Source organism: Azospira restricta, assembly GCF_016858125.1.
GTDB classification, from domain to species: domain Bacteria; phylum Pseudomonadota; class Gammaproteobacteria; order Burkholderiales; family Rhodocyclaceae; genus Proximibacter; species Proximibacter restrictus.
On sequence record NZ_CP064781.1, the window covers coordinates 3,862,034 to 3,888,181 of the forward strand.

At 69.2% G+C, this 26,148-nt stretch carries 34 protein-coding genes; 10 read left to right on the forward strand and 24 right to left on the reverse strand.

The features are described 5' to 3' along the window. Positions 1-10 precede the first annotated feature (10 nt). The 9 genes from tatB to hisB form a co-directional block, all read right to left on the reverse strand. Entirely contained in the window at positions 11-430 is a 420-nt protein-coding gene (tatB, locus tag IWH25_RS18350; protein WP_203387202.1) for a Sec-independent protein translocase protein TatB, read from the reverse strand. A 76-nt stretch (positions 431-506) separates the two neighbouring features. After that, entirely contained in the window at positions 507-737 is a 231-nt protein-coding gene (gene tatA, locus IWH25_RS18355; RefSeq protein WP_203387203.1) for a Sec-independent protein translocase subunit TatA, read from the reverse strand. A 22-nt stretch (positions 738-759) separates the two neighbouring features. Then, positions 760-1,113, reverse strand: a complete 354-nt coding sequence (locus IWH25_RS18360; RefSeq protein WP_203387204.1) for a histidine triad nucleotide-binding protein — start codon at positions 1,111-1,113, stop codon at positions 760-762. Further along, the gene (locus IWH25_RS18365) at positions 1,110-1,442 is read right to left on the reverse strand and encodes a phosphoribosyl-ATP diphosphatase (RefSeq protein WP_203387205.1); all 333 of its coding nucleotides are present in this window, start codon (positions 1,440-1,442) and stop codon (positions 1,110-1,112) included. Before IWH25_RS18365 ends, IWH25_RS18360 begins: the two co-directional genes overlap by 4 nt. After that, complete coding sequence (hisI, locus tag IWH25_RS18370; protein WP_203387206.1) at positions 1,439-1,843, reverse strand: phosphoribosyl-AMP cyclohydrolase; 405 nt, start codon at positions 1,841-1,843, stop codon at positions 1,439-1,441. The genes IWH25_RS18365 and hisI overlap by 4 nt, the downstream gene beginning before the upstream one ends. After that, a complete protein-coding gene (gene hisF / locus IWH25_RS18375; RefSeq protein WP_203387207.1) occupies positions 1,840-2,598 on the reverse strand; it encodes an imidazole glycerol phosphate synthase subunit HisF in 759 nt (252 codons plus the stop codon). Before hisF ends, hisI begins: the two co-directional genes overlap by 4 nt. Further along, positions 2,598-3,341 carry a 1-(5-phosphoribosyl)-5-[(5-phosphoribosylamino)methylideneamino]imidazole-4-carboxamide isomerase gene (hisA, locus tag IWH25_RS18380; RefSeq protein ID WP_203387208.1) on the reverse strand — a complete coding sequence of 248 codons (744 nt, stop codon included), beginning with the start codon at positions 3,339-3,341 and terminating at the stop codon, positions 2,598-2,600. The genes hisF and hisA overlap by 1 nt, the downstream gene beginning before the upstream one ends. Positions 3,342-3,396: 55 nt before the next feature. Next, positions 3,397-4,041, reverse strand: a complete 645-nt coding sequence (gene hisH / locus IWH25_RS18385) for an imidazole glycerol phosphate synthase subunit HisH (RefSeq protein ID WP_203387209.1) — start codon at positions 4,039-4,041, stop codon at positions 3,397-3,399. After that, positions 4,041-4,628: an imidazoleglycerol-phosphate dehydratase HisB gene (gene hisB, locus IWH25_RS18390; protein WP_203387210.1), complete on the reverse strand. Its 588-nt coding sequence runs from the start codon at positions 4,626-4,628 to the stop codon at positions 4,041-4,043. The genes hisH and hisB overlap by 1 nt, the downstream gene beginning before the upstream one ends. A 76-nt stretch (positions 4,629-4,704) precedes the next feature. On the opposite strand from hisB, the gene hisC reads away from it, so the two are divergent. From hisC to IWH25_RS18405, 3 genes are read left to right on the forward strand one after another with little or no spacing between them, the layout of a single operon-like run. Beyond that, on the forward strand, positions 4,705-5,787 hold the full coding sequence (gene hisC, locus IWH25_RS18395; protein ID WP_203387211.1) for a histidinol-phosphate transaminase: 1,083 nt from the start codon (positions 4,705-4,707) through the stop codon (positions 5,785-5,787). Continuing rightward, positions 5,787-6,488, forward strand: coding sequence for a nitroreductase (locus tag IWH25_RS18400; protein ID WP_203387212.1), 702 nt, complete (start codon positions 5,787-5,789; stop codon positions 6,486-6,488). Before hisC ends, IWH25_RS18400 begins: the two co-directional genes overlap by 1 nt. A 1-nt stretch (position 6,489) precedes the next feature. Beyond that, positions 6,490-7,110, forward strand: coding sequence for an FMN-binding negative transcriptional regulator (locus tag IWH25_RS18405; RefSeq protein ID WP_203387213.1), 621 nt, complete (start codon positions 6,490-6,492; stop codon positions 7,108-7,110). On the opposite strand, the gene IWH25_RS18410 is transcribed toward IWH25_RS18405, so the two are convergent. From IWH25_RS18410 to IWH25_RS18480, 15 genes are all read right to left on the reverse strand, one after another. Next, positions 7,107-7,628, reverse strand: coding sequence for a chromate transporter (locus IWH25_RS18410; protein ID WP_203387214.1), 522 nt, complete (start codon positions 7,626-7,628; stop codon positions 7,107-7,109). The genes IWH25_RS18405 and IWH25_RS18410 overlap by 4 nt on opposite strands. Then, positions 7,625-8,191, reverse strand: a complete 567-nt coding sequence (locus tag IWH25_RS18415) for a chromate transporter (RefSeq protein ID WP_203387215.1) — start codon at positions 8,189-8,191, stop codon at positions 7,625-7,627. The genes IWH25_RS18410 and IWH25_RS18415 overlap by 4 nt, the downstream gene beginning before the upstream one ends. Before the next feature lie 2 nt (positions 8,192-8,193). Beyond that, the gene (gene hisD / locus IWH25_RS18420; RefSeq protein WP_203389306.1) at positions 8,194-9,498 is read right to left on the reverse strand and encodes a histidinol dehydrogenase; all 1,305 of its coding nucleotides are present in this window, start codon (positions 9,496-9,498) and stop codon (positions 8,194-8,196) included. Further along, the gene (gene hisG, locus IWH25_RS18425) at positions 9,495-10,142 is read right to left on the reverse strand and encodes an ATP phosphoribosyltransferase (protein WP_203387216.1); all 648 of its coding nucleotides are present in this window, start codon (positions 10,140-10,142) and stop codon (positions 9,495-9,497) included. Before hisG ends, hisD begins: the two co-directional genes overlap by 4 nt. A gap of 107 nt (positions 10,143-10,249) precedes the next feature. Further along, complete coding sequence (locus tag IWH25_RS18430) at positions 10,250-10,510, reverse strand: hypothetical protein (RefSeq protein WP_203387217.1); 261 nt, start codon at positions 10,508-10,510, stop codon at positions 10,250-10,252. Positions 10,511-10,515: 5 nt separating this feature from the next. After that, entirely contained in the window at positions 10,516-11,769 is a 1,254-nt protein-coding gene (gene murA / locus IWH25_RS18435) for a UDP-N-acetylglucosamine 1-carboxyvinyltransferase (RefSeq protein ID WP_203387218.1), read from the reverse strand. Further along, entirely contained in the window at positions 11,762-12,007 is a 246-nt protein-coding gene (locus tag IWH25_RS18440) for a BolA family protein (protein ID WP_203387219.1), read from the reverse strand. Before IWH25_RS18440 ends, murA begins: the two co-directional genes overlap by 8 nt. Before the next feature lie 6 nt (positions 12,008-12,013). Further along, positions 12,014-12,769 (reverse strand): ABC transporter permease, encoded by a 756-nt coding sequence (locus tag IWH25_RS18445; RefSeq protein ID WP_203387220.1) that lies wholly within the window; start codon positions 12,767-12,769, stop codon positions 12,014-12,016. Continuing rightward, the gene (locus tag IWH25_RS18450; protein ID WP_203387221.1) at positions 12,766-13,677 is read right to left on the reverse strand and encodes an ABC transporter ATP-binding protein; all 912 of its coding nucleotides are present in this window, start codon (positions 13,675-13,677) and stop codon (positions 12,766-12,768) included. The genes IWH25_RS18445 and IWH25_RS18450 overlap by 4 nt, the downstream gene beginning before the upstream one ends. 34 nt (positions 13,678-13,711) lie before the next feature. After that, entirely contained in the window at positions 13,712-13,999 is a 288-nt protein-coding gene (locus IWH25_RS18455) for an STAS domain-containing protein (RefSeq protein WP_203387222.1), read from the reverse strand. After that, positions 13,999-14,622 carry an MlaC/ttg2D family ABC transporter substrate-binding protein gene (locus IWH25_RS18460; protein ID WP_203387223.1) on the reverse strand — a complete coding sequence of 208 codons (624 nt, stop codon included), beginning with the start codon at positions 14,620-14,622 and terminating at the stop codon, positions 13,999-14,001. The genes IWH25_RS18455 and IWH25_RS18460 overlap by 1 nt, the downstream gene beginning before the upstream one ends. A 25-nt stretch (positions 14,623-14,647) precedes the next feature. Beyond that, positions 14,648-15,409, reverse strand: a complete 762-nt coding sequence (locus IWH25_RS18465) for an MlaA family lipoprotein (RefSeq protein ID WP_238998954.1) — start codon at positions 15,407-15,409, stop codon at positions 14,648-14,650. A gap of 26 nt (positions 15,410-15,435) precedes the next feature. Continuing rightward, positions 15,436-15,906 carry an outer membrane lipid asymmetry maintenance protein MlaD gene (gene mlaD / locus IWH25_RS18470; RefSeq protein ID WP_203387224.1) on the reverse strand — a complete coding sequence of 157 codons (471 nt, stop codon included), beginning with the start codon at positions 15,904-15,906 and terminating at the stop codon, positions 15,436-15,438. Then, positions 15,906-16,697 carry a lipid asymmetry maintenance ABC transporter permease subunit MlaE gene (gene mlaE / locus IWH25_RS18475; protein WP_203387225.1) on the reverse strand — a complete coding sequence of 264 codons (792 nt, stop codon included), beginning with the start codon at positions 16,695-16,697 and terminating at the stop codon, positions 15,906-15,908. Before mlaE ends, mlaD begins: the two co-directional genes overlap by 1 nt. Next, on the reverse strand, positions 16,690-17,502 hold the full coding sequence (locus tag IWH25_RS18480; RefSeq protein WP_203387226.1) for an ABC transporter ATP-binding protein: 813 nt from the start codon (positions 17,500-17,502) through the stop codon (positions 16,690-16,692). The genes mlaE and IWH25_RS18480 overlap by 8 nt, the downstream gene beginning before the upstream one ends. Positions 17,503-17,779: 277 nt before the next feature. Between IWH25_RS18480 and IWH25_RS18485 the strand changes: the two genes are divergently transcribed. The 7 genes from IWH25_RS18485 to IWH25_RS18515 are packed head-to-tail and all read left to right on the forward strand — an operon-like array spanning position 17,780 to position 26,148. Next, positions 17,780-19,594, forward strand: a complete 1,815-nt coding sequence (locus IWH25_RS18485) for a type II secretion system protein GspD (protein WP_238998955.1) — start codon at positions 17,780-17,782, stop codon at positions 19,592-19,594. Then, entirely contained in the window at positions 19,591-20,685 is a 1,095-nt protein-coding gene (locus IWH25_RS18490) for a tetratricopeptide repeat protein (protein ID WP_203387228.1), read from the forward strand. Before IWH25_RS18485 ends, IWH25_RS18490 begins: the two co-directional genes overlap by 4 nt. A 10-nt stretch (positions 20,686-20,695) precedes the next feature. After that, positions 20,696-22,399: a GspE/PulE family protein gene (locus IWH25_RS18495; protein WP_203387229.1), complete on the forward strand. Its 1,704-nt coding sequence runs from the start codon at positions 20,696-20,698 to the stop codon at positions 22,397-22,399. 2 nt (positions 22,400-22,401) lie between these two features. Next, positions 22,402-23,607, forward strand: coding sequence for a type II secretion system F family protein (locus tag IWH25_RS18500; RefSeq protein WP_203387230.1), 1,206 nt, complete (start codon positions 22,402-22,404; stop codon positions 23,605-23,607). Beyond that, a complete protein-coding gene (locus IWH25_RS18505) occupies positions 23,607-25,085 on the forward strand; it encodes a hypothetical protein (RefSeq protein ID WP_203387231.1) in 1,479 nt (492 codons plus the stop codon). The genes IWH25_RS18500 and IWH25_RS18505 overlap by 1 nt, the downstream gene beginning before the upstream one ends. After that, positions 25,082-25,672 (forward strand): hypothetical protein, encoded by a 591-nt coding sequence (locus tag IWH25_RS18510; RefSeq protein ID WP_203387232.1) that lies wholly within the window; start codon positions 25,082-25,084, stop codon positions 25,670-25,672. The genes IWH25_RS18505 and IWH25_RS18510 overlap by 4 nt, the downstream gene beginning before the upstream one ends. Continuing rightward, positions 25,669-26,148, forward strand: a complete 480-nt coding sequence (locus IWH25_RS18515; RefSeq protein WP_203387233.1) for a hypothetical protein — start codon at positions 25,669-25,671, stop codon at positions 26,146-26,148. The genes IWH25_RS18510 and IWH25_RS18515 overlap by 4 nt, the downstream gene beginning before the upstream one ends.

A 26,148-nucleotide genomic window follows, 5' to 3' on the forward strand; every position in this document is an offset into this window, starting at 1 on the left:
CGTGCGGCGCTCAGGCCTTGGCCGCCGGCTCGGCGGCAGGGGCGGCCGGCGGCGTGGCAACGGCATCCGCGCCCGGCACCGGTTGCGCAGCCAGCGCCGAGAGGCCGGCGACGGCATCGTCGACCGTCGCCTTCGGCGTCTCGGCGACGCTGTTCGCGACCTCGTTGAGCGAGGCCTCGGCCGACTGCATTTCGGTGCTGATGCTGCGTTCGAGGCTGCGTGCCGAATCCTGGACCTGCGCCTGCAGCTTCTTCAATTCCTCCAGCTGCATCTCGCGGTTGATGTCTGCCTTGACGTCGCTGACGTAGCGCTGCAGCCGCCCGAGCAGGTGGCCGGCGGTGCGCGCCACCTTCGGCAGCCGCTCGGGGCCGAGCACGACCAGCGCCACGACGGCGATGACCACCATTTCGGAGAAGCCGATGTCGAACATGTAAGGATGGAATCAGGCGGCGGAACGCAGCCGGCACCGGGATGAGGCCGGCGCCTGCGGGCTCACGCGCAAGCGCTCAGGACTTGGTCTTTTCCTTGACCTCGCCCTCGATCGTCTGGCCGGAGCCGGAGACCTGCGGCGGCGTCTGCGCGGCGTCGGCCGGCTTGTCGCCGTCCTTCATCCCTTCCTTGAAGCCCTTCACCGCGCCGCCGAGGTCGGAGCCGATGTTGCGCAGCTTCTTGGTGCCGAAGACGAGGAGGATGATGACGAGGACGATCAGCCAGTGCCAGATGCTAAAGCTACCCATGTGTGTCTCCTAAGATTCTGTCTCAGATTCTTTTCAGCATCGGCCCGACCGGTTCCGGCCCGCCGACGATGTGCAGGTGCAGGTGCGGCACTTCCTGGTTGCCGATCCGCCCGGTGTTGATGATGATGCGGAAGCCGTCGGGGCTGCCCTGCTCCACCGCGATGCGGTTGGCGACGGCGAGCATCCGCCCCAGCACCGGCGCGTCGGCGTCGGTGACGTGCGCCAGCGACTCGACGTGGCGCTTCGGGATGACCAGCACGTGCACCGGCCGCGCCGGGTTGATGTCCTTGAAGGCGAGCAGCTCGTCGTCCTCGTAAACCTTGCCCGAGGGGATCTCGCCGCGGACGATCTTGCAGAAGATGCAGTTCGCGCTCATGCCGAGGTTCTCGACTTCTTCTCGTCGACGCCGGAGATGCCCTCGCGACGGCGCATCTCCTGCAGCAGGTCGTCGATCGACAGGTTGTTGAAGGCCAGCAGCACCATCAGGTGGTACATGACGTCCGCCGATTCGCGCACGACGTGCAGCTTGTTGCCTTCCTTGCCGGCCATGATCAGCTCGGCGCATTCCTCGCCGATCTTCTTCAGGATCGAATCCGGCCCCTTGGCGAACAGCTGCGCGGTGTAGGAACTCTCCGGGTCGGCATTGCGGCGCGAGGTCAGCGTCTCCGACAGGCGGTGCAGTACGTCATGCGTGTTGTGCATCATTTTGCGTAGATTTCCTTCGGGTCTTTGACAACCGGATCGACGGGCACCCAGCGCCCGCCCTGCAATTCGTGGAAGAAGCAGCTCTGCCGGCCGGTGTGGCAGGCGATGCCGCCCTCCTGCGCGATCGCCAGCAGGATCACGTCGCCGTCGCAGTCGGTGCGGATCGCCGACACCTTCTGGTAGTGGCCGGATTCCTCGCCCTTCTTCCACAGCCGGGAACGCGAACGCGACCAGTATACCGCGTTGCCGCTGCGCACCGTCTCCTCCAGCGCCTCGCGGTTCATCCACGCGAACATCAGCACGCGGCCGCTTTCGGCGTCCTGCGCGATCGCCGGCAGCAGGCCGGCGTCGTCCCATTTCAGCGCCTCCAGCCACGGCAGGGCCGGGTTCAGGTCGCTCACAGCCGGACCTCGATGCCGCGCTCGCGCATGCGCTCCTTGGCCTGGCGCACGGTGTATTCGCCGAAGTGGAAAATCGACGCGGCGAGCACCGCGTCGGCATGCCCCTCGAGCACGCCGTCGGCGAGGTGGTCGAGGTTGCCGACGCCGCCCGAGGCGATCACCGGGATGTCGACGGCGTCGGCGACGGCGCGGGTCAGCGCCAGGTCGAAGCCGTTCTTGGTCCCGTCGCGGTCCATGCTGGTCAGCAGGATCTCGCCGGCGCCCAGCTGCTGCACCCGCTTCGCCCATTCGATGGCGCACATGCCGGTGCCCTTGCGGCCGCCGTGCGTGAACACTTCCCAGCGCCCCGGCGCCGACTGCTTGGCGTCGATGGCGACGACGATGCACTGGTTGCCGACCTTGGCCGACGATTCGGCGACGAGGTCGGGATTCTGCACCGCGGCGGTGTTCATGCTCACCTTGTCGGCACCGGCGTTGAGCAGGCGGCGCACGTCGGCGATCGCGCGCACGCCGCCGCCGACGGTGAGCGGGATGAAAACCTGCTCGGCGCAGGCCTCGACGATGTGCAGGATGATGTCGCGCTGGTCCGAGGACGCCGTGATGTCGAGGAAGGTCACCTCGTCGGCGCCCTGCTCGTCGTAGCGGCGCGCGATCTCGACCGGGTCGCCGGCGTCGCGCAGGTCGACGAAGTTGGTGCCCTTGACGACGCGGCCGGCGGTGACATCCAGGCAGGGAATGATGCGCTTGGCGAGCATTACTTCTGGCCGAGCTCGTCGGCGAGCTGCTGCGCCTTGGCGAAATCCAGCGAGCCGTCGTACACGGCGCGGCCGGCGATGGTGCCGGCGATGCCTTCGGCCTCGACCGCGCACAGGTTCCTGATGTCGTCGAGCGAGGACAGGCCGCCGGAGGCGATCACCGGGATGCGCAGCGCCTGCGCCAGCTTCACCGTGGCGTCGATGTTGATGCCGGAGAGCATGCCGTCACGGCCGATGTCGGTGTAGATGATCGCCTCGACACCGTAGTCCTCGTATTTCTTCGCGAGGTCGACAACGTCGTGGCCGGTCATCTTCGACCAGCCGTCGACGGCGACCTTGCCGTCCTTGGCATCGAGCCCGACGATGATGTGGCCGGGGAAGGCGCCGCAGGCATCGTGCAGGAAGCCGGGATTCTTCACCGCGGCGGTGCCGATGATCACGTAGGAGAGGCCGTCGTCGAGACAGCGCTCGATGGTGTCGAGGTCGCGGATGCCGCCGCCGAGCTGCACCGGAATCTCGTTGCCGACCTCGGCGAGGATCGCCTTGATCGCGCTCTCGTTCTTCGGCTTGCCGGCGAAGGCGCCGTTCAGGTCGACCAGGTGCAGGCGGCGGGCACCCTGCTCCACCCACGCGCGCGCCTGCGCGGCGGGGTCGAGGTTGAACACGGTCGCCTCGTCCATGAGGCCTTGCTTGAGGCGGACGCACTGCCCGTCCTTCAGGTCGATCGCGGGAATGATCAGCATGGGAAAACGCTAGATGCGATAAATGAGTGAACCGGAACGCGGATGGCCGAACAGCTCAGGGTTTCCAGTCGATGAAGTTGGCCAGCAGGGCGAGACCCGCCTGCGCGCTCTTCTCCGGGTGGCATTGGACGGCAAAGATATTATCCCGCGCACAGGCACTGGTAAAGGGGATGCCGTAGTCGGTGGTGCCGGCGATGCAGCCCGCGTCGTCGGGGGCGACGTAGTAGCTGTGCACGAAGTAGAAGCGCGCACCGTCGGCGATGCCGTTCCACAGCGGGTGTGGCCGGGTCTGCCACACCTCGTTCCAGCCCATGTGCGGCACCTTCAGCTTCTGGCCGTCGGCCGTATGCATCTTGTCCGCCGGGAAGCGGCGGACCTGGCCGCGCAGGATGCCGAGGCCGGGCACGTCGCCCTCCTCGGAATGCTCGAACAGCATTTGCTGGCCGATGCAGATGCCGAGGAAGGGCTTGTTCGCGGCGGCGTCGATCACCGCCTGCCGGAGGCCGCGGGCCTCCAGCTCGCGCATGCAGTCGGGCATCGCCCCCTGGCCGGGGACGACCACGCGCTCGGCGGCGGCGACCGCCGCCGGGTCGGCGGTGACGAGCACCGGCTTGCCGCCGGCGACGTGCTCGAGCGCCTTCGCCACCGAACGCAGGTTGCCCATGCCGTAGTCGACGACGGCAATGGTGCCAGCCGCCATCACAGCGCACCCTTGGTCGAGGGAATCGCGCCGGCGGCGCGCGGATCGGCCTCGGCGGCCATACGCAGCGCGCGACCGAAGGCCTTGAACACCGTCTCCGCCTGGTGGTGGGCATTGTTGCCGCGCAGGTTGTCGACGTGGATCGTCACCAGCGCGTGGTTGACCAGCCCCTGGAAGAATTCGTTGACCAGGTCGACGTCGAACTGGCCGATCCAGGCGCGGGTGAAGGCGACGTGGAACTCCAGCCCGGGGCGGCCGGAGAGGTCGACGACGACGCGCGACAGGGCCTCGTCGAGCGGCACGTAGGCGTGGCCGTAGCGGCGCAGCCCCTTCTTGTCGCCGAGCGCCTTCGCCAGCGCCTGGCCGACGGTGATGCCGATATCCTCGACGGTGTGGTGCGCGTCGATGTGCAGGTCGCCCTTGGCCGACACCTCGAGGTCGATCGCGCCGTGGCGGGCGATCTGGTCGAGCATGTGGTCGAGGAAGGGGACGCCGGTGTCGAACTTGCCGACGCCGCTGCCGTCCAGGTTGATCTTCACCGAGACCTGCGTCTCGAGCGTGTTGCGAGTGATTTCGGCCTGCCGCATGGTAGCTGCCACAAGGGGTTGGAACAGGGGGGCATGATACCATTTCGCCCTTCGAACGGTCTGGATCGATGCCCCCATGAGCAAGTACTGGAGCGCCGTCGCGCGCGGCCTGACCCCCTACGTCCCGGGCGAGCAGCCCAAGCTCGACCGGCTGGTCAAGCTGAACACCAACGAGAACCCCTACCCGCCCAGCCCGCGCGCGATCGCCGCGCTGCGCGACGAACTGGGCGACGACGGCGCGACGCTGCGCCTGTACCCGGACCCCAACGCCGACCGGCTGAAGGCCGCCGTGGCCCACCACTTCGCCGACTGCGGCCTGGCGCCGGCCAATGTCTTCGTCGGCAACGGCTCCGACGAGGTGCTGGCGCACGCCTTCCAGGGACTGCTCAAGCACGACCGGCCGATCCTCTACCCGGACATCACCTACAGCTTCTATCCGGTCTATTGCGGGCTGTACGGCGTCGATTATGAACAGGTCGCGCTGAACGCGCAGTTCGAGATCGAGGTCGGGGACTACCTGCGGCCGAACGGCGGCATCATCTTCCCCAACCCGAACGCGCCGACCGGCCGCCTGCTGCCGCTCGCCGCGGTCGAGCGCATCGTCGCCGGCAACCCGGACGCAGTGGTCGTCGTCGACGAGGCCTACATCGACTTTGCCGGCGACGCGATCCCGACCGCCGCCGCGCTGGTGACGAAATACCCCAACCTGCTGGTGGTGCAGACGCTGTCGAAGTCGCGCGCGCTGGCCGGCCTGCGCATCGGCTTCGCGCTCGGCGACCCGGCGCTGATCGAGGCGCTGGAGCGGGTCAAGAACAGCTTCAACTCCTATCCGCTCGACCGGCTGGCGATCGCCGCCGGCGTCGCCGCGATGGAGGACGCCGCGCATTTCGACACGGCACGCAAGGCGGTGATCGGGAGCCGCGAGGCGCTGGTCGCCGAGATGGGCAAGCTCGGCTTCGAGGTCCTGCCGTCGGCGGCCAACTTCATCTTCGCCCGCCACCCGCAGCACGACGCCGGCACGCTGTCGGCGGCGCTGCGCGAGCGCAGCATCATCGTCCGCCACTTCAAGCTGCCGCGCATCGACCAGCACCTGCGCATCACCATCGGCACCGACGCGCAGTGCATGAGCCTGCTCGCCGCGCTCCGGGAGATCCTGTGATGTACGACCGAGACGACCAGGTCGCGGCCGTCGCCCACGTCGACCACGCCATCACCTCGCGCCGCTCGGTGCGCCGCTTCCTGCCGACGCCGGTGCCGCGCGCCACCGTCGAGGAACTGCTGGCGATCGCCGCCCGCGCGCCCTCCGGCACCAACGTCCAGCCGTGGAAGGTCTATGCGCTCGCCGGCCACGCCAAGGACGCGCTGTCGGCGGCGATCCTCGACAAGCTCCACAGCAGCGGCATGGACGGCCGCGAGTTCGACTATTACCCGACCGAGTGGAGCGAACCCTGGCTGTCGCGCCGGCGCAAGATCGGCCTCGACCTCTACGGCCTGCTCGGCATCGGCAAGGAGGACAAGGCCGGCATGAAGCACCAGACGGGGCGCAACTACCTGTTCTTCGACGCGCCGGTCGGTTTCATCTTCACCATGGACCGCAGCCTTGGCCGGGGCATGTTCATCGACTACGGCATGTTCATGGCCAACCTGATGACCGCCGCCCGCGCGCGCGGGCTCGACACCTGCGCGCAGGCCGCCTTCGCCGACTACCACAGGACCATCCGCAACGCGCTCGACATTCCCGACAACGAGCTGGTGGTCTGCGGCATGGCGCTCGGCTACGCCGACAACGAGGCGCCGGAGAACCGCCTGGTCACCGAGCGCGAGCCGGTCGCGGGCTTCACCAGCTTCCGCGGTTTCTGACATGTACTGCCCCGCCCATTTCGCCGAATCGCGGCCGGAGGAGCTGCACGCGCTGATGCGCGAGCACCCGCTGGCGACGCTGGTGACGATGGGCGACCACGGCCTCAACGCCGACCAGATTCCGCTGCTCCTGGAAACGGCCGCCGACGGCACGCCGGTCCTGCGCGGCCACGTCGCCCGCGCCAATCCGATGTGGCAGACCCTGCACCCCGAGATCGAGGCGCTCGCCGTCTTCCGCGGCCCGGAGGCCTACATCACGCCGTCGTGGTACCCGACCAAGCGCGAGCACGGCAAGGCGGTGCCGACCTGGAACTACGCGGTCGTCCATGCCCGCGGCCCGCTGCGCATCATCCATGACGCCGACTGGCTGCGCCGGCAGGTCGATGCGCTGACGCAAATGCAGGAAAGCACCTTCGCCGAGCCGTGGGCGGTCAGCGATGCCCCGGTCGATTACGTCGAGAAGCTGCTCGCCGCGATCGTCGGCATCGAGCTCACGGTCACCGCGCTCGAAGGCAAATGGAAGGCCAGCCAGAATCAGCCGGCAGGGAATCGCACCGGCGTCATCGCCGGCTTGTGCGACCTTGGCCGCACGGACGCAGCAGCGCTGATCGGGCGCGACTAGACGACGCCCGCCAACCCCAGCGCCGCCCCGGCGGCGATACACCACAGCGGGTGATATTTCGTCTTCGTGCAGAAGGCCGCGACGGCGAGCACGAAGCCCCACCCCGCCCAGCCCAGGCCGGCCGACTGGCCGACCAGCGTCGCCCCGGCGAAGATCAGCCCGACCGCCAGCGGCGCGACGCCGAGCTGGACGGCGCGCTGCCAGCGCGCGCCCTGGAAACGGTCCCAGTGGGAAAAGAGCAGGTAGACGACCACGCTCATCGGCAGGCACATCGCCAGCGTCGCGACGAGCGCGCCGGCGAGCCCGGCGACCTGCCAGCCGATCAGCGTCACCACCAGCACGTTCGGCCCCGGCGCCGCCTGCGCGATGGCGTAGAGGTGGGCGAAGGTGGTCGCGTCCATCCAGCGGTGATTGTCGACGACGACGCGGTACAGCTCCGGCAGCAACGCGGTGGCGCCGCCGAAGGCGACGAAGGAGAGCAGCGCGAATTCGCCGAACAGCTCGAGCAGCGTGCTCATGCCCCTTCTTTCTTCAGCAGGCCGTAGGCGACCGCGCCCGAGAGTGCGACGCCGGCCAGCATCACCGCCGGCAGCGGCCAGCGCAGCAGCGCGACGGCGACGAAGACGAGCGCGGTGAAGGGGAGGAAAAACGGCTTCCGTTTGATCGCCAGCGCCATGCGGAAAGCCATCGCGAAGAGCAGGCCGGAACCGGCGGCGGCGATGCCGCGCAGCATCGCCTGCGCCTGCGGCAGCGCGCCGTACGCATCGTAGAGCAGCGCCAGCAGCAGCACGATCGCGACCGGCCCGGCGAGCAGGCCGAAGGGCGCGAGGCAGGCACCGGCCAGCCCGCCGTAGCGGCGGCCGACGACCACCGCCAGATTGACCACGTTCGGCCCGGGCAGGAACTGGCACAGCCCCAGCTGCTGGTTGAATTCCTCGGCCGTCAGCCAGCGGCTGGTGTCGACCAGATAGTGCCGCGCGAACGGCAGCACGCCGCCGAAGCCGGACAGGCCGATCCTCGAGAAGCCGAAAAAAAGCGCCGCGAGCGAAACCGCCGGCGGCGCCTGCTTTTCGCCGACCACGCTCAGTCGAGCCGGAACTCGGCCGACTTGGCGTGCGCCGGCAGGCCTTCGCCGTGCGCCAGCGTCGAGGCGATGCGGCCGAGCGTCTGCGCGCCGGTTTTCGACACGCGGATCAGGCTGGAGCGCTTCTGGAAATCGTAGACGCCGAGCGGCGACGAGAAGCGCGCCGAGCCGGAGGTCGGCAGCACGTGGTTCGGGCCGGCGCAGTAGTCGCCGAGCGATTCCGAGGTGTACGGGCCGATGAAGATGGCGCCGGCGTGGCGGATCTTCGGCACCCACTGTTCGGCGTCGGCGATCGAGAGTTCGAGGTGCTCGGGCGCGATGCGGTTGGCGATGGCGCAGGCTTCCTCCATGTCGCGCACCTGGATCAGCGCGCCGCGGCCGGAGAGCGAGGCCTCGATCACCGCACGGCGCGGCATCGTCGGCAGCAGCTTCTCGATCGAAGCCGCGACGCGGTCGAGGTAGGCGCCGTCCGGGCAGACGAGGATGGACTGCGCCAGTTCGTCGTGCTCGGCCTGCGAGAAGAGGTCCATCGCCACCCAGTCCGGGTCGGTCGAGCCGTCGCAGACGACGAGGATTTCCGACGGGCCGGCGACCATATCGATGCCGACGATGCCGAAGACGCGGCGCTTGGCGGCGGCGACGTAGGCGTTGCCCGGGCCGACGATCTTGTCCACCTGCGGCACGGTCGCGGTGCCGTAGGCGAGCGCACCGACGGCCTGCGCACCGCCGATGCAGAACACGCGGTCGACGCCGGCCAGCGCGGCGGCGGCCAGCACCAGCTTGTTGTGCTCGCCGTCCGGCGTGGGCACGACCATGATCAGCTCACCGACGCCGGCGACGTGCGCCGGAATCGCGTTCATCAGCACCGACGACGGATAGGCGGCCTTGCCGCCCGGCACGTAGAGGCCGACGCGGTCGAGCGGCGTCACCTTCTGGCCGAGCAGCGTGCCGTCGGCCTCCTCGTACTGCCAGCCCTGCAGCGGCTGCTTCTCGTGGTAGGCGCGCACGCGTGCGGCAGCAGCTTCGAGCGCAGCACGGCGCTCGGCCGGCAGGCTGGCCAGCGCCGCTTCGAGTTCGGCGCGCGACAGCTCCAACTCGGCCATGCTCTTCGCCGACAGGCGGTCGAAGCGGTTGGTGTATTCGATCACCGCCGCGTCGCCGCGCTTCTTGACGTCGGCGAGGATGGCGGCGACGGTCTGTTCGATCCTGTCGTCCTGCGCGCCCTCGAAGGCCAGCAGTTCGTCGAGCGCGACCGTGAAGCCGGCGTCGGCGGAATTGAGTCGCTTGATCGCTACCATGGTCAGTCCTTCTTTACTGCGCCGGCGAAGGCGTCGAGGATCGGCGCCAGCGTCTCGCGCTTCAGCTTCAGCGCGGCCTGGTTGACGACCAGGCGCGACGAGATCGGCATGATCTCCTCGACCGCGACCAGCTTGTTGGCCTTCAGCGTACCGCCGGTCGACACCAGGTCGACGATGGCGTCGGCCAGCCCGGCCAGCGGCGCCAGTTCCATCGAGCCGTAGAGCTTGATCAGGTCGACATGCACGCCCTTCGCGGCGAAGTGCTCGCGCGCGGTCTTGATGTACTTGCTCGCCACCTTCAGCCGCGCGCCCTGGCGCACGGCGCGCGCGTAGTCGAAGCCCTCCGGCACGGCGACCATCATCTTGCATTTGGCGATGTTCAGGTCGAGCGGCTGGTAGAGCCCTTCGCCGCCGTGCTCGATCAGCACGTCCTTGCCGGCTACGCCGAGGTCGGCCGCGCCGTACTGCACGTAGGTCGGCACGTCGGTGGCGCGGACGATGACGACGCGCACGTCGTCACGGTTGGTACCGATGATCAGCTTGCGCGAGGTTTCCGGGTTCTCGACCGGCACGATGCCGGCCGCCGCCAGCAGCGGCAGCGTTTCGTCGAAGATGCGGCCCTTGGAAAGGGCGATGGTGATGCCGGTCACGGGATCAGGCCTTTGAATGCACGGAAAAGAAGGGGGATTTTAACGCAAAGTCCGGCGGCGGCCTTGCACCGCAGCATCGCCGCCGACCCCGGGGCCGGGCGCGACCGTCAGCGCAGCAGAAACAGCAACGCAAGACCGGTCACGGCGATGACGATCAGCAGCGTGCGCCGGCCGTCTCCGGACGAGATGCCATACAGCGAAGCGAGCCGGAGCCTTTCCGGGCGGCTCATCGAATTCGGCAACGGGCCGCAGAGCTTCTCCATTTCCCGCAGCCGCTGGTGGTCGTTGCGGCCGATGTCGCGGTCCGCGCGCAACAGCAGCACGAGGAAAACGAGCAGGATGCCGGCGAAGACGATCTCGGCCGGCATGCCGATCAGTGCGCCCGCCGCACGCGGGCGCCGAGCTTCGCCAGCTTCTCCTCGATGCGCTCGTAGCCGCGATCGAGGTGGTAGATGCGGTCGATCGTCGTCTCGCCCTGCGCGACCAGGCCGGCGATGACCAGGCTGGCCGAGGCGCGCAGGTCGGTGGCCATCACCGTCGCGCCCTCGAGCCGGTCGACGCCGCGCACGATGGCGTTGCTGCCCTCGATCTGGATGTCGGCGCCCAGCCGCATCAGCTCGTTGGCGTGCATGAAGCGGTTCTCGAAGATCGTCTCGCGGATCGTCGCGACGCCGTCGGCGACGGCGTTGATGGCCATGAACTGCGCCTGCATGTCGGTCGGGAAGGCCGGATACGGCGCGGTGCGCAGGCTGACCGCCTTCAGCCGCTGCGGCGCCTTGAGGCGGATCGCGTCGCGCTCGGTGACGATGTCGCAACCGGCATCCATCAGCTTGTCGACGACGGCATCGAGGTACGCCGCCGAGGTCTGCGTCAGCCGCACCTCGCCGCCGGTTGCGGCGGCGGCACACAGGTAGGTGCCGGTCTCGATGCGGTCGGGCATGATGCGGTGCGCTGCGCCCGAGAGGCGCTCGACGCCGCGGATGCGGATCACGTCGGTGCCGGCGCCGGAGATGTGGGCGCCCATCGCCACGAGGCAGTTGGCGAGGTCGACGACCTCCGGCTCGCGCGCGGCGTTCTCGATGATCGTCTCGCCGTCGGCGAGCACGGCGGCCATCATCAGGTTCTCGGTGCCGGTGACGGTGACCATGTCGGTGCAGATGCGCGCGCCCTTCAGGCGCTTCGCCTTGGCATGCACGTAGCCGGCCTCGACGGTGACCTCGGCGCCCATCGCCTGCAGGCCCTTGATGTGCTGGTCGACCGGCCGCGCGCCGATCGCGCAGCCGCCGGGCAGCGACACGCGCGCTTCGCCGCAGCGGGCGACGAGCGGGCCGAGGACGAGGATCGAGGCGCGCATCGTCTTCACCAGGTCGTAGGGCGCGAGCGGGTTGTTCAGCCCTTTCGCATCGAGCACCAGCCCGGCCGGACCGTCGAGCGTGACCTCGACGCCCATCTGCGCCAGCAGGCGCAGCATCGTCGAGATGTCGTTCAAGTGCGGCAGGTTGGTCAGCTGCAGCGGCTCGGCGGTGAGCAGCGATGCGCAGAGGATCGGCAGCGCCGCATTCTTGGCGCCGGAGACGGCGACTTCGCCGGCGAGCGGCATGCCGCCGGTGATGATCAGCTTATCCACGTTGCGCCTCCCACTCTTCCGGGGTCAGCGTCCTCATCGACAATGCGTGCAGCACGCCGGTATCGAAATGGCCCTTGAGCACGGCGTTCACGCGCTGCTGGCGCTGCACTCGGCTCTTGCCGGCGAATTCGGCGCTGACGATCACCGCCTGGAAGTGTTGGCCGTCGCCCTCGACGGTCAGGTAATCGCAGGGCAGGCCCTCGCGCAGCAGGGCTTCGATGGTTTCGGGGTGCATCATGGTGCTTCAGTTCCTGAGTTTGTAGCCGCGCTGCAGCAGCGCGAGGGAAAAAGCGGAGACGGCGACGAAGGCGCCGGCGACGACGGCCAGACTGAGCAGCGGCGAGACGTCGGAAGCGCCGAAGAAGCCGTAGCGGAAGCCGTCGATCATATAGAACACGGGGTTGAAATGCGACACCCGCTGCCAGAAGGCCGGCAGCGAATGGATCGAGTAGAAGACGCCGGAGAGCATCGTCAGCGGCAGGATCAGGAAGTTCTGGAAGGCGGCGAGCTGGTCGAACTTGTCGGCCCAGATGCCGGCGACGACGCCGAGCGCACCCATGATCGCGCCGCCGAGCAGCGCGAAGACGAGAATCCACAGCGGCTGCTGGAAGCCGGGCGGCGCGAACCAGACGGTGACCAGCAGCACGCCGAGGCCGACGGCGACGCCGCGGATCGCCGCGGCGATCACGTAGGCGAGGAAGAATTCGAGGTAGGAGATCGGCGGCAGCAGCACGAAAACGAGACTGCCGGTGACCTTCGACTGGATCAGCGACGACGACGAGTTGGCGAAGGCGTTCTGCAGCACCGACATCATCACCAGCCCCGGGATCAGGAAGGCGGTGTAGCGCACCGATTCGTAGACCCGCACGTGCTCGTCGAGCACGTGGCTGAAGATCAGCAGGTAGAGCAACGCCGTCACCACCGGCGCGGCGACGGTCTGGAAGCTGACCTTCCAGAAGCGCAGCAGCTCCTTCCAGAGCAGGGTGCGGAAGCCGATCACGACACCCTCCCCCGCTGCATGACGCGGACGAAGGCCTCTTCCAGGTCCGGCGGCGTCAGCCGCATGTCCTCGATCGCGATGCCGGCCTCACGGAGGGATGCGAGCACCCGTTCGACCGCAGCAAAGTCGGGCAGACTGAGCAGCCAGCTGCCGTCCGCCTGGGCGCTGGCCATGCCGGCCAGCGCCGCCGGCAACGCGGCGCCGCCGGCGAGCCGCAGGCTCAGCGCGTGGGCGGAGAATTCGCGCAGCAGGTTCTCGGTCGAATCGAGCGCGACGACCCGCCCCTGCTGCAGCATCGCGATGCGGCCGCACAACGCTTCCGCCTCTTCCAGATAGTGCGTGGTCAGGATGATCGTGTGGCCCTCGCCGTTCAGCCGGCGGATGAACTGCCACAGCCCCTGCCGCAGCTCGACGTCGACGCCGGCGGTCGGCTCGTCGAGGACGATCACCGGCGGCTTGTGCACCAGCGCCTGCGCCACCAGCACGCGCCGCTTCATGCCGCCGGACAGCCGCCGCATGTTGGTGTCGGCCTTGTCGGCGAGGTCGAGGTTGGCGAGGATCTCGTCGATCCACGCGTCGTTGTCGCGCAGGCCGAAGTAACCGGACTGGATGCGCAACGTCTCGCGCACCGTGAAGAAGGGGTCGAAGACCAGCTCCTGCGGCACGACGCCGAGCAGCCGCCGCGCTTCGCGGTAGTCGGCGACGACGTCGCGGCCGAGCACGGCGAGGCGGCCGGCGTCCGGCCGGGCGAGGCCGGCGAGGCAGGAGATCAGCGTCGTCTTGCCGGCGCCGTTCGGTCCGAGCAGACCGAAGAACTCGCCTTCGGCGATCTCCAGCGAGATGCCGGCGAGCGCCTGCAGCGCACCGAAGCGCTTCTCGACCTGCTGAATGGAAACGGCAACGCCCATGGCGCTCAGGAAGTCCGAAAAAACAAAAAGCCGCTCAGGCGAGCGGCAGGAATTCATCGACGCCGTAGAGCGCCGCGAGGCTCATCAGCCCGGCGGGCGGATGGGTGATGCGCAGCTCGGCATTCTGCCGCCTGGCGTCGCGCAGCCAGGCGAAGAGCACGGCGAGCGCCGACGAATCGGCATCGGCGTCGCCGATCGCCGACAGGTCGATCTCGCGGACCTCGTCGGTCAGCGCCGCGCGGCCGGCCGCCAGAAGCGACGCCGCGCCGGCGTACAGCATCGGCGCGGTGATTTTCAGACAGGACCCGGAGCGTTCGAGCATCAGGACTTCTTCTCGGCCTTCTCCGCGATCTGCTTGTTCTTCGCCGCGATCGACGCGATCAGGCCGTCGATGCCGCCGGCGCGCACTTCCTGGGCGAAGGTCTCGCGGTAGTTGGTGACCAGGCTGATGCCGGCGACGACGACGTCGTACACCTTCCACGCGCTGTCCTGCTTCTCCAGCCCGTAGTCGAGCAGCACCGGCTGCTGGCCCGGCTGGCGGATCTCGGTGCGCACCAGCACGTCGGTCTCGCCGGGCTGCATCTTCAGCGGCTTGTAGACGACGGTCTGGTTCTTGTAGGCGGTCAGCGCGTTCGAGTAGGTGCGCACCAGCAGCGTGCGGAATTCCTCGGCGAGGCGCTTCTTCTGCTCGGGATTGGCCTTGTTCCAGTCCTTGCCGACCGCCAGCGCGGTCATCCGGGTGAAGTTGAAGTGCGGCAGCACCTTGGCTTCGACCAGCTCGATCGCCTTCTTCGTGCTGCCGCCCTGGATGTCCTTGTCGGCGCGGACGATGGTCAACACCTCGTCGGTGACCCGCTTGACCAGGGCATCCGGCGTTTCTTCACTGGAAAATGCGTTGCCGCAGAGGAGGAACAACCCTGCGAACAGGGAAAACAGCTGCTTCATGAACTTGCCTTGAATGGTTCGGAAATTAGCGGCCCGCAGGCTTCTCCGGGCTCGACTTCAGCTCGACCGGCGCCTTGCCGTCGGGCACTTCCAGTTCGCGCGGCGGATTGCCGTCGTACACCGCGTTGCGGCGGTGCTGCAGGTAAGCATCGCGGATATAGGCGTACTTGTCGAGCGCGCCTTCCTCGATGATCTTGTCGGTCGGCAGCAATGCGGCGCGCTGGTCGACGTAGCGCAGGCCGACGAAGCTGTTGCGCACGGCGATCGGTTCGACGTACCACACCGGGTCGGCGTAGGAGTCGACGACGAAGCCGGCGGTGTCGCGCACCGTGCGCGGCCCGATGATCGGCCAGAACAGGTAGGCGCCCTCGTCGACACCCCAGCTGCCCATGGTCTGGCCGAAGTCCTCGTAGTGCTTGTCGAGCCCCATCTCGCTGGCGACGTCGAAGGCGCCGCCGATACCGACGGTGGTGTTCACCAGCACCCGGCCCCAGTCGTTGAAGGCTTGGCCGGGCTTGCCCTGCAGCAGGTTGTTCACGCCGATCATCACGTCGGCGATATTGCTGAAGAAGTTGCCGACCACGGCCTTCACCGGCAGCGGCGCGACATAGTCATAACCCTTGGCAAGCGGCTTGGCAACCGCCGTGTCGAGACCCTCGTTGACCGCGAACATCGCGCGGTTGAAGCCTTCCGCCGGATCCTTCGGATTGTCCGCAGCGACCACGCTGCCGGACAGGACGGCGCCGACTGCGAGCGAAACGACCGACTTCACGAGTGTCTTCTTCACAATAATCCCTCAGAGTTGTTGTGACTTCACTTCTGTTCCGGCCCTTCGGAGGCCTTGTTGAATAGGAACTGGCTGATCAGCTTCTCCAGCACGACGGCCGACTGCGTCTTGGCAATCGTGTCGCCGGCCTTCAGCATCTTTTCGTCGCCGCCGACATCGAGGCCGATGTACTGCTCGCCGAGCAGGCCGGAGGTCAGGATCGACGCGAAGGTATCTTTCGGGAAGCGGTAGCGGGTGTCAACGTTCATCGTAACGACCGCCTCATAGGTCGCCGGGTCGAATTGTATGTTTGCAACACGTCCGACGACGACGCCGGCGCTTTTCACCGGCCCGCGCACTTTGAGGCCGCCGATATTATCAAATTTCGCTTGCAATACATAGGTTTCCGCGAAATTGGCGGAGGACAGATTGCCCACCTTGAGCGCCAGGAACAACAGCGCCGCCATGCCGATGGCAACAAAGAAGCCGACCCACAGGTCGAGTACCGTCCGATTCATCAGAGGCTCCGGAACATGAATGAGGTGAGGACGAAGTCCAGGGCAAGAATGGCCAGCGCCGAGGTCACGACGGTGCGGGTGATGGCGCGGGAAACGCCCTCCGCCGTCGGAATCGAATCGTAGCCCTCGAAGACGGCGATCAGCGAAACCGCGACGCCGAAAACGAAACTCTTGATGACGCCGTTCAGCACGTCCTCGCGGAAATCGACCGCGGACTGCATCTGCGACCAGAAGGCGCCTTCGTCGACGCCGATGAAGACGACGCCGATCAGGTAGCCGCCGAAGACGCCCATCATCGAGAACAGCGCCGCCAGCAGCGGCATCGAGATGACGCCGCCCCAGAAGCGCGGCGCGGCGACGCGGGCGAGCGGATTGACCGCCATCATGTCCATCGCCTTCAGCTGCTCGGTGGCCTTCATCAGGCCGATTTCGGCGGTCACCGCCGAACCGGCGCGCGACGCAAACAACAGACCCGCAACCACCGGCCCGAGTTCCCGGACCAGCGACAGCGCGACGAGAATGCCGAGGGCCTCGGACGAGCCGTAGCGCTGCAGCGTGTCGTAGCCCTGCAGGCCGAGCACCAGGCCGACGAAGAGGCCGGAGACGAGGATGATGATCAGCGACAGCACGCCGCAGAACCAGATCTCGCGCAGCAGCAGGCGCGGGCGCAGGAAGGTCTGCCCGGAGTAGACGAGCAGCATGACAAAGAAGCGCATCGCGAAGCCGAGCCGCCAGATGCGGTCGGTGACGCGCGAACCGAGGCCGACGAGGAGCGTGTGCAGCTTATCCACGGGCACCGGCCCTCAGCAGATCCGCGGCGAAGTCGCCAGCCGGATAGTGGAAGGGCACCGGGCCATCGGCCTCCGCATAGAGGAACTGGTGCACGAAGGGATCCTTGGTGGCGCGCAGCTCGTCCGGCGTGCCTTCGGCGACGACGCGGCCGTCGGACATGAAGTAGATGTAGTCGACGATCAGCATCGACTCCTGGATGTCGTGCGTGACCATCACCGAGGTCGCGCCGAGCGCGTCGTTGAGCTTGCGGATCAGCTGGCCGATGACCCCGAGCGAGAGCGGGTCGAGGCCGGTGAACGGCTCGTCGTACATCATCAGCATCGGATCGAGCGCGATCGCGCGCGCCAGCGCGACGCGGCGGGCCATGCCGCCGGACAGTTCGTTCGGCATCAACGCGTGCGCACCGCGCAGGCCGACGGCGTTGAGCTTCATCATCACCAGGTCGCGGATCAGCTCTTCCGGCAGGTCGGTGTGCTCGCGCATCTGGAAGGCGACGTTGTCGTAGACCGAGATGTCGGTGAACAGCGCGCCGAACTGGAACAGCATGCCCATCCGGCGGCGCATCTGGTACAGCTCGTCGTGCTTCATCTCGTGCACGACGCGGCCGTTCACGGTGACCGAGCCGGACGACGGCCGCAGCTGCCCGCCGATCAGGCGCAGCAGCGTCGTCTTGCCGCAACCCGAACCGCCCATGATCGCAACCACCTTCCCGCGCGGGAATTCCATGTTGATTCCCTTGAGGATGGCGCGATTGTCATAGGAGAAGTTCAGATCGCTGATCTTGACCAGGCTGTCGGTCGACACAAAAAATCCCGCTTTAAGCAAATTTTTCAATTCTACCAGAACGACCCTGCCACCCCCGCGAATTCATTACGCTGTACTAACCCCCTCCGCGAAGCCGGCCTTCGCCGCCCCCAGCTGCGGCGCCTCCGCAGGCTCTGCAGGACGCCCAGCCGTACGTCGGCAGTGTCGCTAGGCGACGGAGCCCCTCCCGCACCAGCCGAAATAACCCATTGACATAGAGCGCATCTTTGCGTTCTATTATTCACCTCGCATACACGCGCCAATGGGACAACGCACGATGCCGACACGCCCACTGAACGCCTGCCTTCTCGCGCTGCTGCTCGCCGCCTGCGCCTCGCCGACGATCAGGGAGCCGTCGCCCGCGCACCTGCGCGCCGAAGCGGCGCCGCCGGTGGGACAGCCGCTGCCGCAGCCGGTCACCCGGTCGCTGACGCCGCCGCGCCCAAAACCCGCCGCACCGACCGAGACCTACAGCGTCGTCGTCAACAACGTGCCGGTGCACGACCTGCTGTTCGCGCTGGCCCGGGACGCCCGGATCAACGTCGACATCCACCCCGGGATCGGCGGCAACGTCACCCTCAACGCGATCGACCAGACCCTGCCGCAATTGCTCGCCCGCATCGCCCGGCACGTGGATATGCGCTTCGAGATCGACGGCCCGAACCTGGTCGTGATGCCGGACACACCCTTCCTCCGCAACTACCCGGTCGATTATGTGAACATGAGCCGGGACACCGCCGGCAGTGTCACCGTCAACACCCAGCTCGTCGGCGTCGCCGCCGGCGGCATCGGCGCACCGACGATCGGCGCCGGGTCGAACAACTCGACGACCAAGGTCGACAACAAGGCGCAGCACCGCTTCTGGGAGACGCTGATCCAGAACGTGAAGGACCTCCTGCGCGAGACCGACAAGGTCCTGCCCGAGGGGTCCAGCGAAACCGTCGTCGAGCAGGCCGGCACCCAGACCACCAGCGGCACCGGTGCCCCGCCGGCGACCGCCGGGCCGCGCGCCGGGCAGGCGGCGCCGGGACTGGCCGGCAGCCCGAACCCGGCGACGCTGCAGGCCGCTGGCACCACCCTGGTCCGCCGCACGACCTTCCGCGAGGCCGCCGCGGTGATCGCCCATCCGGAGAGCGGCATCCTCGCCGTCCGTGCCACCTCGCGGCAGCACGAGAAGATCAGGGAATTCCTCGACCAGGTGCTGGCCAGCGCCCGGCGCCAGGTCATGATCGAAGCGACGATCGTCGAAGTGCAGCTGTCGAACAACTACCAGCAGGGGATCGACTGGGGCCGGCTGCCGCTGTCCACGGGACTGGGCTTCGCCCTGCAGTCGAAGACCTTCGACAGCACGCAGGGACTGTTCACCGCCCAGTACAAGAACGACCGCTTCAGCAGCGCCATCCGGCTGCTCGACGACTTCGGCACGACCAAGGTCCTCTCCAGCCCGAAGATTTCGGTCGTGAACAACCAGAGCGCCGTGCTCAAGGTGGTGGACAACGAGGTCTATTTCACGATCAAGGCCGACACCACGCAGAACCAGACGACTACGGTGACCACCTACACGACGACGCTGCACCAGGTGCCGGTCGGCTTCGTCATGAACGTGACCCCGCAGATCAGCGACGCCGACACCGTCCTGCTCAACGTGCGACCCAGCGTCTCGCGCATCGTCGGCACCGTCCAGGACCCGAACCCGGCCCTCCGCAAGTCCGCAGCCAACAACTTCGCCGACGACATCAAGAGCGAAATCCCGATCATCCGCATGCGCGAGATGGAATCGATCCTGCGCGTGCAGAACGGCAACATCGCGGTGATGGGCGGGCTGATGGAGGACCAGCTGCAGAACCGGGACCAGTCGGTGCCCGGTGCCGGACGCATCCCGCTCGTCGGCGAGCTGTTCACCCAGCGCGACGACGCCGCACGCAAGACCGAACTGGTCGTCTTCCTGCGTCCGACGATCATCCGCGACCCGAGCGTCGCCGGCGACTTTTCCGGCCTGCGCGAGCACCTGCCGAAGAGCGATTTCTTCACTCGCATCCCCGACCCGCAGACGCCGGGCGACAAGGTCGATGCCCCCGGGAGCGGCCGGTGAGCCGCCTGCTCGACGCGCTGGAGAAGGCCGAGGGGGCGAGCCCGCCCCCGCCGACGGCCGCCGCGGCGAACGAAGCGGCGCGGGAAGCAGCCACCCCGCGCCTGATCGAACTGGCCGCCCGCCTCGACGCAACCGACGCCGCCCTGGCGGCGGCCGCCGCCACCGGCCAGGAAGCCCGCGAACCGCGGCCGGCGACGTTGCATGACGATGCCCGGCGCACGTCGCGGCGGATCGGGATCGCCGCCGGCCTCGTCGTTGTGGCCATCGGCAGCGGCTTCTGGTGGCTGGCGCCGACGCCCCGCGGCGCACTGGCGGCCGCGGCCCCGCCACCAGCTGCCGCCGCACTGTCCCTGCCCGCGTCGCCGGTAACGCCGGCGACAGCCCCGATCGTGGAGGCGGCCCCGCCGCCGCCCCGCGTCGGTGCCGGGGCGGTGCCACGCGCAGCCGCCCCAGCGCCGGCGCAAGCCGCGGCAGGCGCGACGGCCGCCGCCGACACCCCGCTACGCCTCAGTCGCAGCCGGCCGCGCGTCGCCCCGGCCCTGGCCCGGGCTTACGAACAGCTGCTCGCGGACGACGTCGAAGGCGCCGAAACGGCCTACGGCGAAGCGCTGCGCGACGACCCGCGGAGCGTCGACGCGCTGCTCGGCATGGCCAGCATCGCGCTGCACCGGGAGTTGCCGCAGGCTGCCGAGGAGTGGTTCCTGCAGGCGCTGGCCGCCGACCCGAAGAACGTCGACGCGCAGGCCGGGCTGCTCAACCTGCGCGGCGCGGCCGACCCGAGCGCCGCCGAAAGCCGGCTGAAAAGCCTGCTCGCCGCGCAGCCGGAAACGGCGACGCTGCACTTCGCGCTCGGCAACCTATACGCCGGCCAGCAGCGCTGGGCCGAGGCGCAACAGGCCTACTTCAGCGCCTATGCCGCCGACGGCACGAACCCCGACTACCTGTTCAACCTCGCCGCCAGCCTCGACCATCTGCACCTGCCGCAGCTGGCGCTCGGCTACTACCGGGCGGCGCTGGCCGCCGGCGCCGGACGCCGGGCCGCATTCGACGCGGCACGCGTGCGCGCGCGGATCGCCGAGATCGCGCCGTGAGGCCGCCGCGATGAACGCCCCCGCCGCCCAACGCCGAGCGCTCGGCCAGATCCTGATCGCCCAGGGCATCCTCAGCGAGGACCAGTTGCGCATCGCGCTGCTCGAGCAGGCAAAGTCGAAGCAGCCGGTCGGCAAGCTGCTGGTCGCGCTCGGTTTCGTCAGCGAGGCGACGCTGCGCGAGGCGCTCTCGGAAAGCCTGGGGCAGCGGAGCATCGACCTCGCCCGGGCGATCGTCGATCCGGCAGCGCTGAAACTGGTTCCGCACACGCTGGCAAAGTGCCACCGCCTGCTGCCGCTCGACCTCGACCCGCCGCAACGGCGCCTGACGCTCGCCGCCGCCGACGTCGACGACCTGGTCGCCATCGACCAGGTGCGCGCGCTGCTGCCCGAAGGCTTCGCGGTCGACACGCTGCTCGCCGGCGAAGCGGAGATCGAGCGGGCGATCGACCAGTACTACGGCCACGAACTGTCGATCGACGGCATCCTGCACGAGATTGAGACCGGCGAGGTCGATGTCCGCAGCCTGCAGGCCGGCGCCGAATACCGCCAGCCGGTGGTGCGCCTGATCGACGCGATCCTCGCCGACGCGGTCAAACACGACGCCTCCGACGTGCATTTCGAGCCGGAGGCGAACTTCCTGCGCATCCGCTACCGCATCGACGGCCTGCTGCGGCAGATCCGCGCGCTGCACAAATCGTACTGGCCGGCGATGGCGGTACGCATCAAGGTGATCAGCGGCATGAACATCGCCGAGACGCGCGCGCCGCAGGACGGCCGCATCAGCCTGACGATCAGCGGCCGGCCGGTAGACTTCCGCGCCGCGGCGCAACCGACGATCCATGGCGAGAACGTCGTGCTGCGCATCCTCGACCGGCAGAAGGGAATCGTCCCCCTCGCCGGGCTCGGACTGGCCGACGACCACCTCGCCCAGCTCAAGCGGATGATCGCCCGCCCGGAGGGGATCCTGCTGGTCACCGGGCCGACCGGCAGCGGCAAGACGACGACGCTCTATTCGCTGCTCAACCACATCAACTGCGAGGGCATCAACATCATGACCCTCGAGGATCCGGTCGAGTACCCGATGGCGCAGGTCCGCCAGACCTCGGTCGCCGAAGCCGCCAAGCTCGACTTCGCCAACGGCATCCGCTCGCTGATGCGCCAGGATCCGGACGCCATCCTGGTCGGCGAGATCCGCGACGCCGACACCGCCGAGATGGCCTTCCGCGCGGCGATGACCGGCCATCAGGTCTACTCGACGCTGCACGCCAACTCGGCGGCCGGCGCCCTCCCGCGCCTGCTCGACATCGGCATCCGCCCGGACATCATGGCCGGCAACATCATCGGCATCGTCGCGCAGCGCCTCGTGCGCCGGCTGTGCCCGCACTGCAAGGTGCCGTCCCCGGCCGCGGGCGGCGAACTGCGCCTGCTCGCCAGCGCGCCGGAGGCGCCGCGACCGACGCTCTTCCGCGCCCACGGCTGCGCGCGCTGCGACTTCCGCGGCTACCGCGGCCGCCTGGCGATCATGGAGCTGTTGCGCATCGACGGCGAGCTGGACGAACTGATCGCCGGCCGCGCCAGCGCCCGCGAAGTCCAGGCGGCCGCCCGCGCCAGGGGCTTCCGGACGCTGGCCGACGACGGCCTGCGCCGCGTACTCGACGGCTCGACCGCGATCGAGGAAGTCGGGCGCGTCGTGGACCTGACCGACCGGATGTAGCGATGACGATCTTCCGCTACCGGGCGATCACCGCCGACGGACGCGTCGCCCACGGGCAAATCGACGCGCACAACCCGGCCGACCTGGAAATGCGCCTGCAGCGGATGGGGCTCGACCTGATCCGCGGCGAGCCGACCGGCAGCCACGAGCGCAGCCGCGTCGGCGGCCGCGTTCCGCGCCGGGAACTGATCGCCTTCTGCGTCCACCTCGAGCAGCTGCTGCGTGCCGGCGTGCCGATCGTCGAGGGCCTCGCCGAGCTGCGCGACAGCATCGGCCACCCGCGGCTGCGCGCGACGATCGCCGGCGTCATCGAATCGATCGCCGGCGGCGACCCGCTGTCGACGGCGATGGGCCGCCAGCCGCGGGCCTTCGACCCGGTCTTCGTCAGCCTGATCCGCGCCGGCGAATGCGGCGGCCGGCTGCCCGACGTGCTGCGCCACCTGACCGAGTCGCTGAAGCTGGCGGACGAGCTTGCCGCGCACACCCGCACGCTGCTGATCTATCCGTGCTTCGTCGGCGGCATCGTGCTCGCCGCGACGATCTTTCTGCTGGTCTACCTGGTGCCACAGCTGAAACCGTTCCTCCGCAACCTCGGGCACGACCTGCCGACGCAGACCCGCCTGCTCTTCTTCGTCGCCGATACGCTGGCCGCCCACTGGCACCTCGCGCTGCTGCTGGCGCTCGCCGCCACGATCGCCGCTGCCGTCGCGCTGCGCGCCAGCCCGGCGGCGCAGCGGGCGGTCGACGGCCTCAAGCTGCGCCTGCCGCTGCTCGGCACGATCCTGCACAAGATCATCCTCTCCCGCTTTGCCGACATCTTCGCGCTGCTCTACGCCGCCGGCATTCCGGTCCTCGACGCCCTGCGCACGACCCGGGAGGTGGTCGGCAACCGGCAGGTGGCGGCGGGGCTGGCCCGCGTCGAGCGGCTGATCGCCGACGGGCACGGCGTGACCCAGGCGTTCGCCAGCAGCGGCCTCTTTCCGCCGCTGGTGATCCGCATGCTCCGCGTCGGCGAGGGCAGCGGCGCGCTCGACCAGGCCCTGGCCAACGTCAGCTACTTCTACAACCGCGACGTGCGGGAAGCGGTCGGCCGGGCGCAGGCGATGCTCGAGCCGCTGCTGACCGTGCTCCTCGGCGGCATCCTCGGCTGGATCATGCTGTCGGTGCTCGGCCCGGTGTACGACGCGATCGGCCGGGTCAGGATCTGATGGCCGGGCGGCGCATTCTCTACCTCAGCGCCCACGAGCTGACAGCCTACCGCTGGCAGGCCGGCGAAGTCTGCGCCGACGGCAGCTTCGCGGACTCGGCGGCGGGGCTCACGGCCTTTGCCGATTACCTGCGGGCGCAGCCGAAGGTCCCGTGCACGCTGCTCGCCAACCTCGCCGAGGAAGCCTTCCACGCGGAGACGATTCCCTGCCTGCGGGCGGGAGACCGCCGCGCGCTGATCGCGCGCAAGCTGGCGCAGCGCTTCCCCGCGACCGACTACGCCTGCGCCGTCTCGCTCGGCCGCGAGCGCAACCGGCGCCAGAACGAGCGTCTGCTGCTGGCCGCGCTCACCGCGCCGGCGGCCCTCGCCCCCTGGCTGGCGATCCTGCGCGACCTGCAGGCGCCGCTTGCCGGCGTCTGCTCGCTGCCCTTCGCCGGCGCGGTGCTGCTCGAAAAACTGCGCCTCGGCGGCGAGCCCTGCCTGCTGCTGACCGTGCAGGACCGGAGCCTGCGCGAAAGCTACTGCGTGCGCGGCCGCCTGCGCTTCAGCCGCCTGCTGCCGCTCGCCCAGGCCGGGGACGACCTCGCCGAAACGCTGGCGACGGAAGCGGCGAAGCTGCGCCAGTACCTGCTCGGACAGCGCCTGCTCGCGCCGGACGAGCCGCTGCGCGCGGTCGTCGTCGTCCATCCGCAGCTTGCGGGAGCGGTCGCCGCCCGCTGCATCAACGGCGGCGGGCTGCATTTCGAGATCCTCGACAGCGACGACTGCGCCCACCGGATCGGCCTGAAGACGCCGCCGACGGACTGCCGCCTCGACCTCGCCTACGTCCACCTGATCGCCACGGCACCGCCGGCGGCGCAATTCGCGCCGCCCCCGCTGCGGCACGAGTGGCGCGTCCGGCAAGCGCGGCGGGCGCTCCACGGCTGCGGCGCGGCGGCATTGGCGGCCGCGCTGCTGTTCGCCGGCGGACGTTTGTTCGAGGCCCACGCCCTGAAGCAGGCAACGACGGCCTCCCTGGCCGCAGCGCACGACGCCCGCGAGCGCTACGCGGCGATCGCACGCACCTTCCCGCCGCTGCCGGCGAGTCCCGACGCGCTGCGCCGGATCGTCGGCGAGCACGCCGAACTGGCGCGCGGCGACGCGACGCCGGCCGGCTTCTACCGCGACCTCGGCGCGGTGCTCGCGGCGATGCCGGCGATCGCCATCGACGAGATCGCCTGGACGGCCGGCGACGGCGGCGCACAAACGCTGCGGCTGCGCGGCCGCGTCGAGCTCGGCCCGCACGCGACGCCGCGGCAGCAGCTCGCCGCCCTGCGCCGGTTCATCGCCGCACTCGACGCCAACCCGGCGCTGCGCACCGCGGTCGACCAGGAGCCGCTCGCCGCCGGGCCGGGCCAGACCTTGCACGGCGACGCGGCCGGAATCGACGGCACCGCGCATCCGTTCGCGCTGCAGATCGTCCGACGGAGCAGCCCATGAAGGCCGTTCGCGCCGATCTCGCTCGCCTGCGGGCCAGCCTCGCCGCCGTGCTGGCGCTGCTCGCCGTCGGCGGCGGCATCGCCTGGTTGGCCGAGCGCGACCTGCGCCAGGCCCGCAGCCGGCACGCGGACGCCGAGCGCTTGCGCGCCGAGTTCGCGGGCCGGCTGCTGCGGGTACGCGACGAAGCGCACGAGCTCCGCCAGCTGGCGGACCGCTTCTACGCGCTGCGCGTGCGCGGCATCGTCGGCGACGAGCGGCGGCCGGACTGGGTGGCGCTGATCGGGGACCTCCGGCGCAGGCGACGGCTCGCCGAGTTGCGCTACGAGTTGTCGCCGCAGCAGCCGGCGGCGGCCGAGCACGCTTTCCGCAGCAGCGCGATGCGGCTGCAGATGAAGCTGCTGCACGAGGGCGACCTGCTGGGATTCATCGACGACCTGCGCGCGCAGGCCCAGGCCACCGTCCGCGTGCGCAGCTGCACCGTCCGTCGTAGCGACCGCCCCGCCGCGACGCCCGACGATGCGGCGGGGCTCGACGCCGACTGCACGCTCGAATGGATCACCTTTCCGCCGCCGCAGGAAGGAACATGAGCCGCCGTCGACACCTCCGCCGGAAGGCCGTTGCGCTGGCTGCGGCAAGCCTCGCCGTCGCCGGCCCGGCCGCCGTCGCCGACGACGACGGACTGGGACGGCTGTTCTTCACGCCGGAACAGCGCCAACAGCTCGACCGGCAGCGCCTGCACGCAGCGCGGACGGATGCGGCGCAGCCGCGGATCGTCGTCGACGGCGAGGTCCGCCGCAGCTCGGGACGGCATACCGCCTGGATCAACGGCGAGGCGCAGCGCACCGGGGAAGCGAAGGCCGGGATCGTCGTCCGCCCCGACCCGCGGCAGCCGGGACGGCTCGTCATCGGCACCGACGAGATGCCGGCGGCAGGCACGGCGCACGTCGGCGAAACCGTCGATCGCGACACGCTGGCGACGGGGAGCCCGCTCGGCACGGGCAGGATCGTCGTCCATCGGCGCGCGCCGGGCGATGCGCCCGCAACGACAGCGTCGCGCCCATGA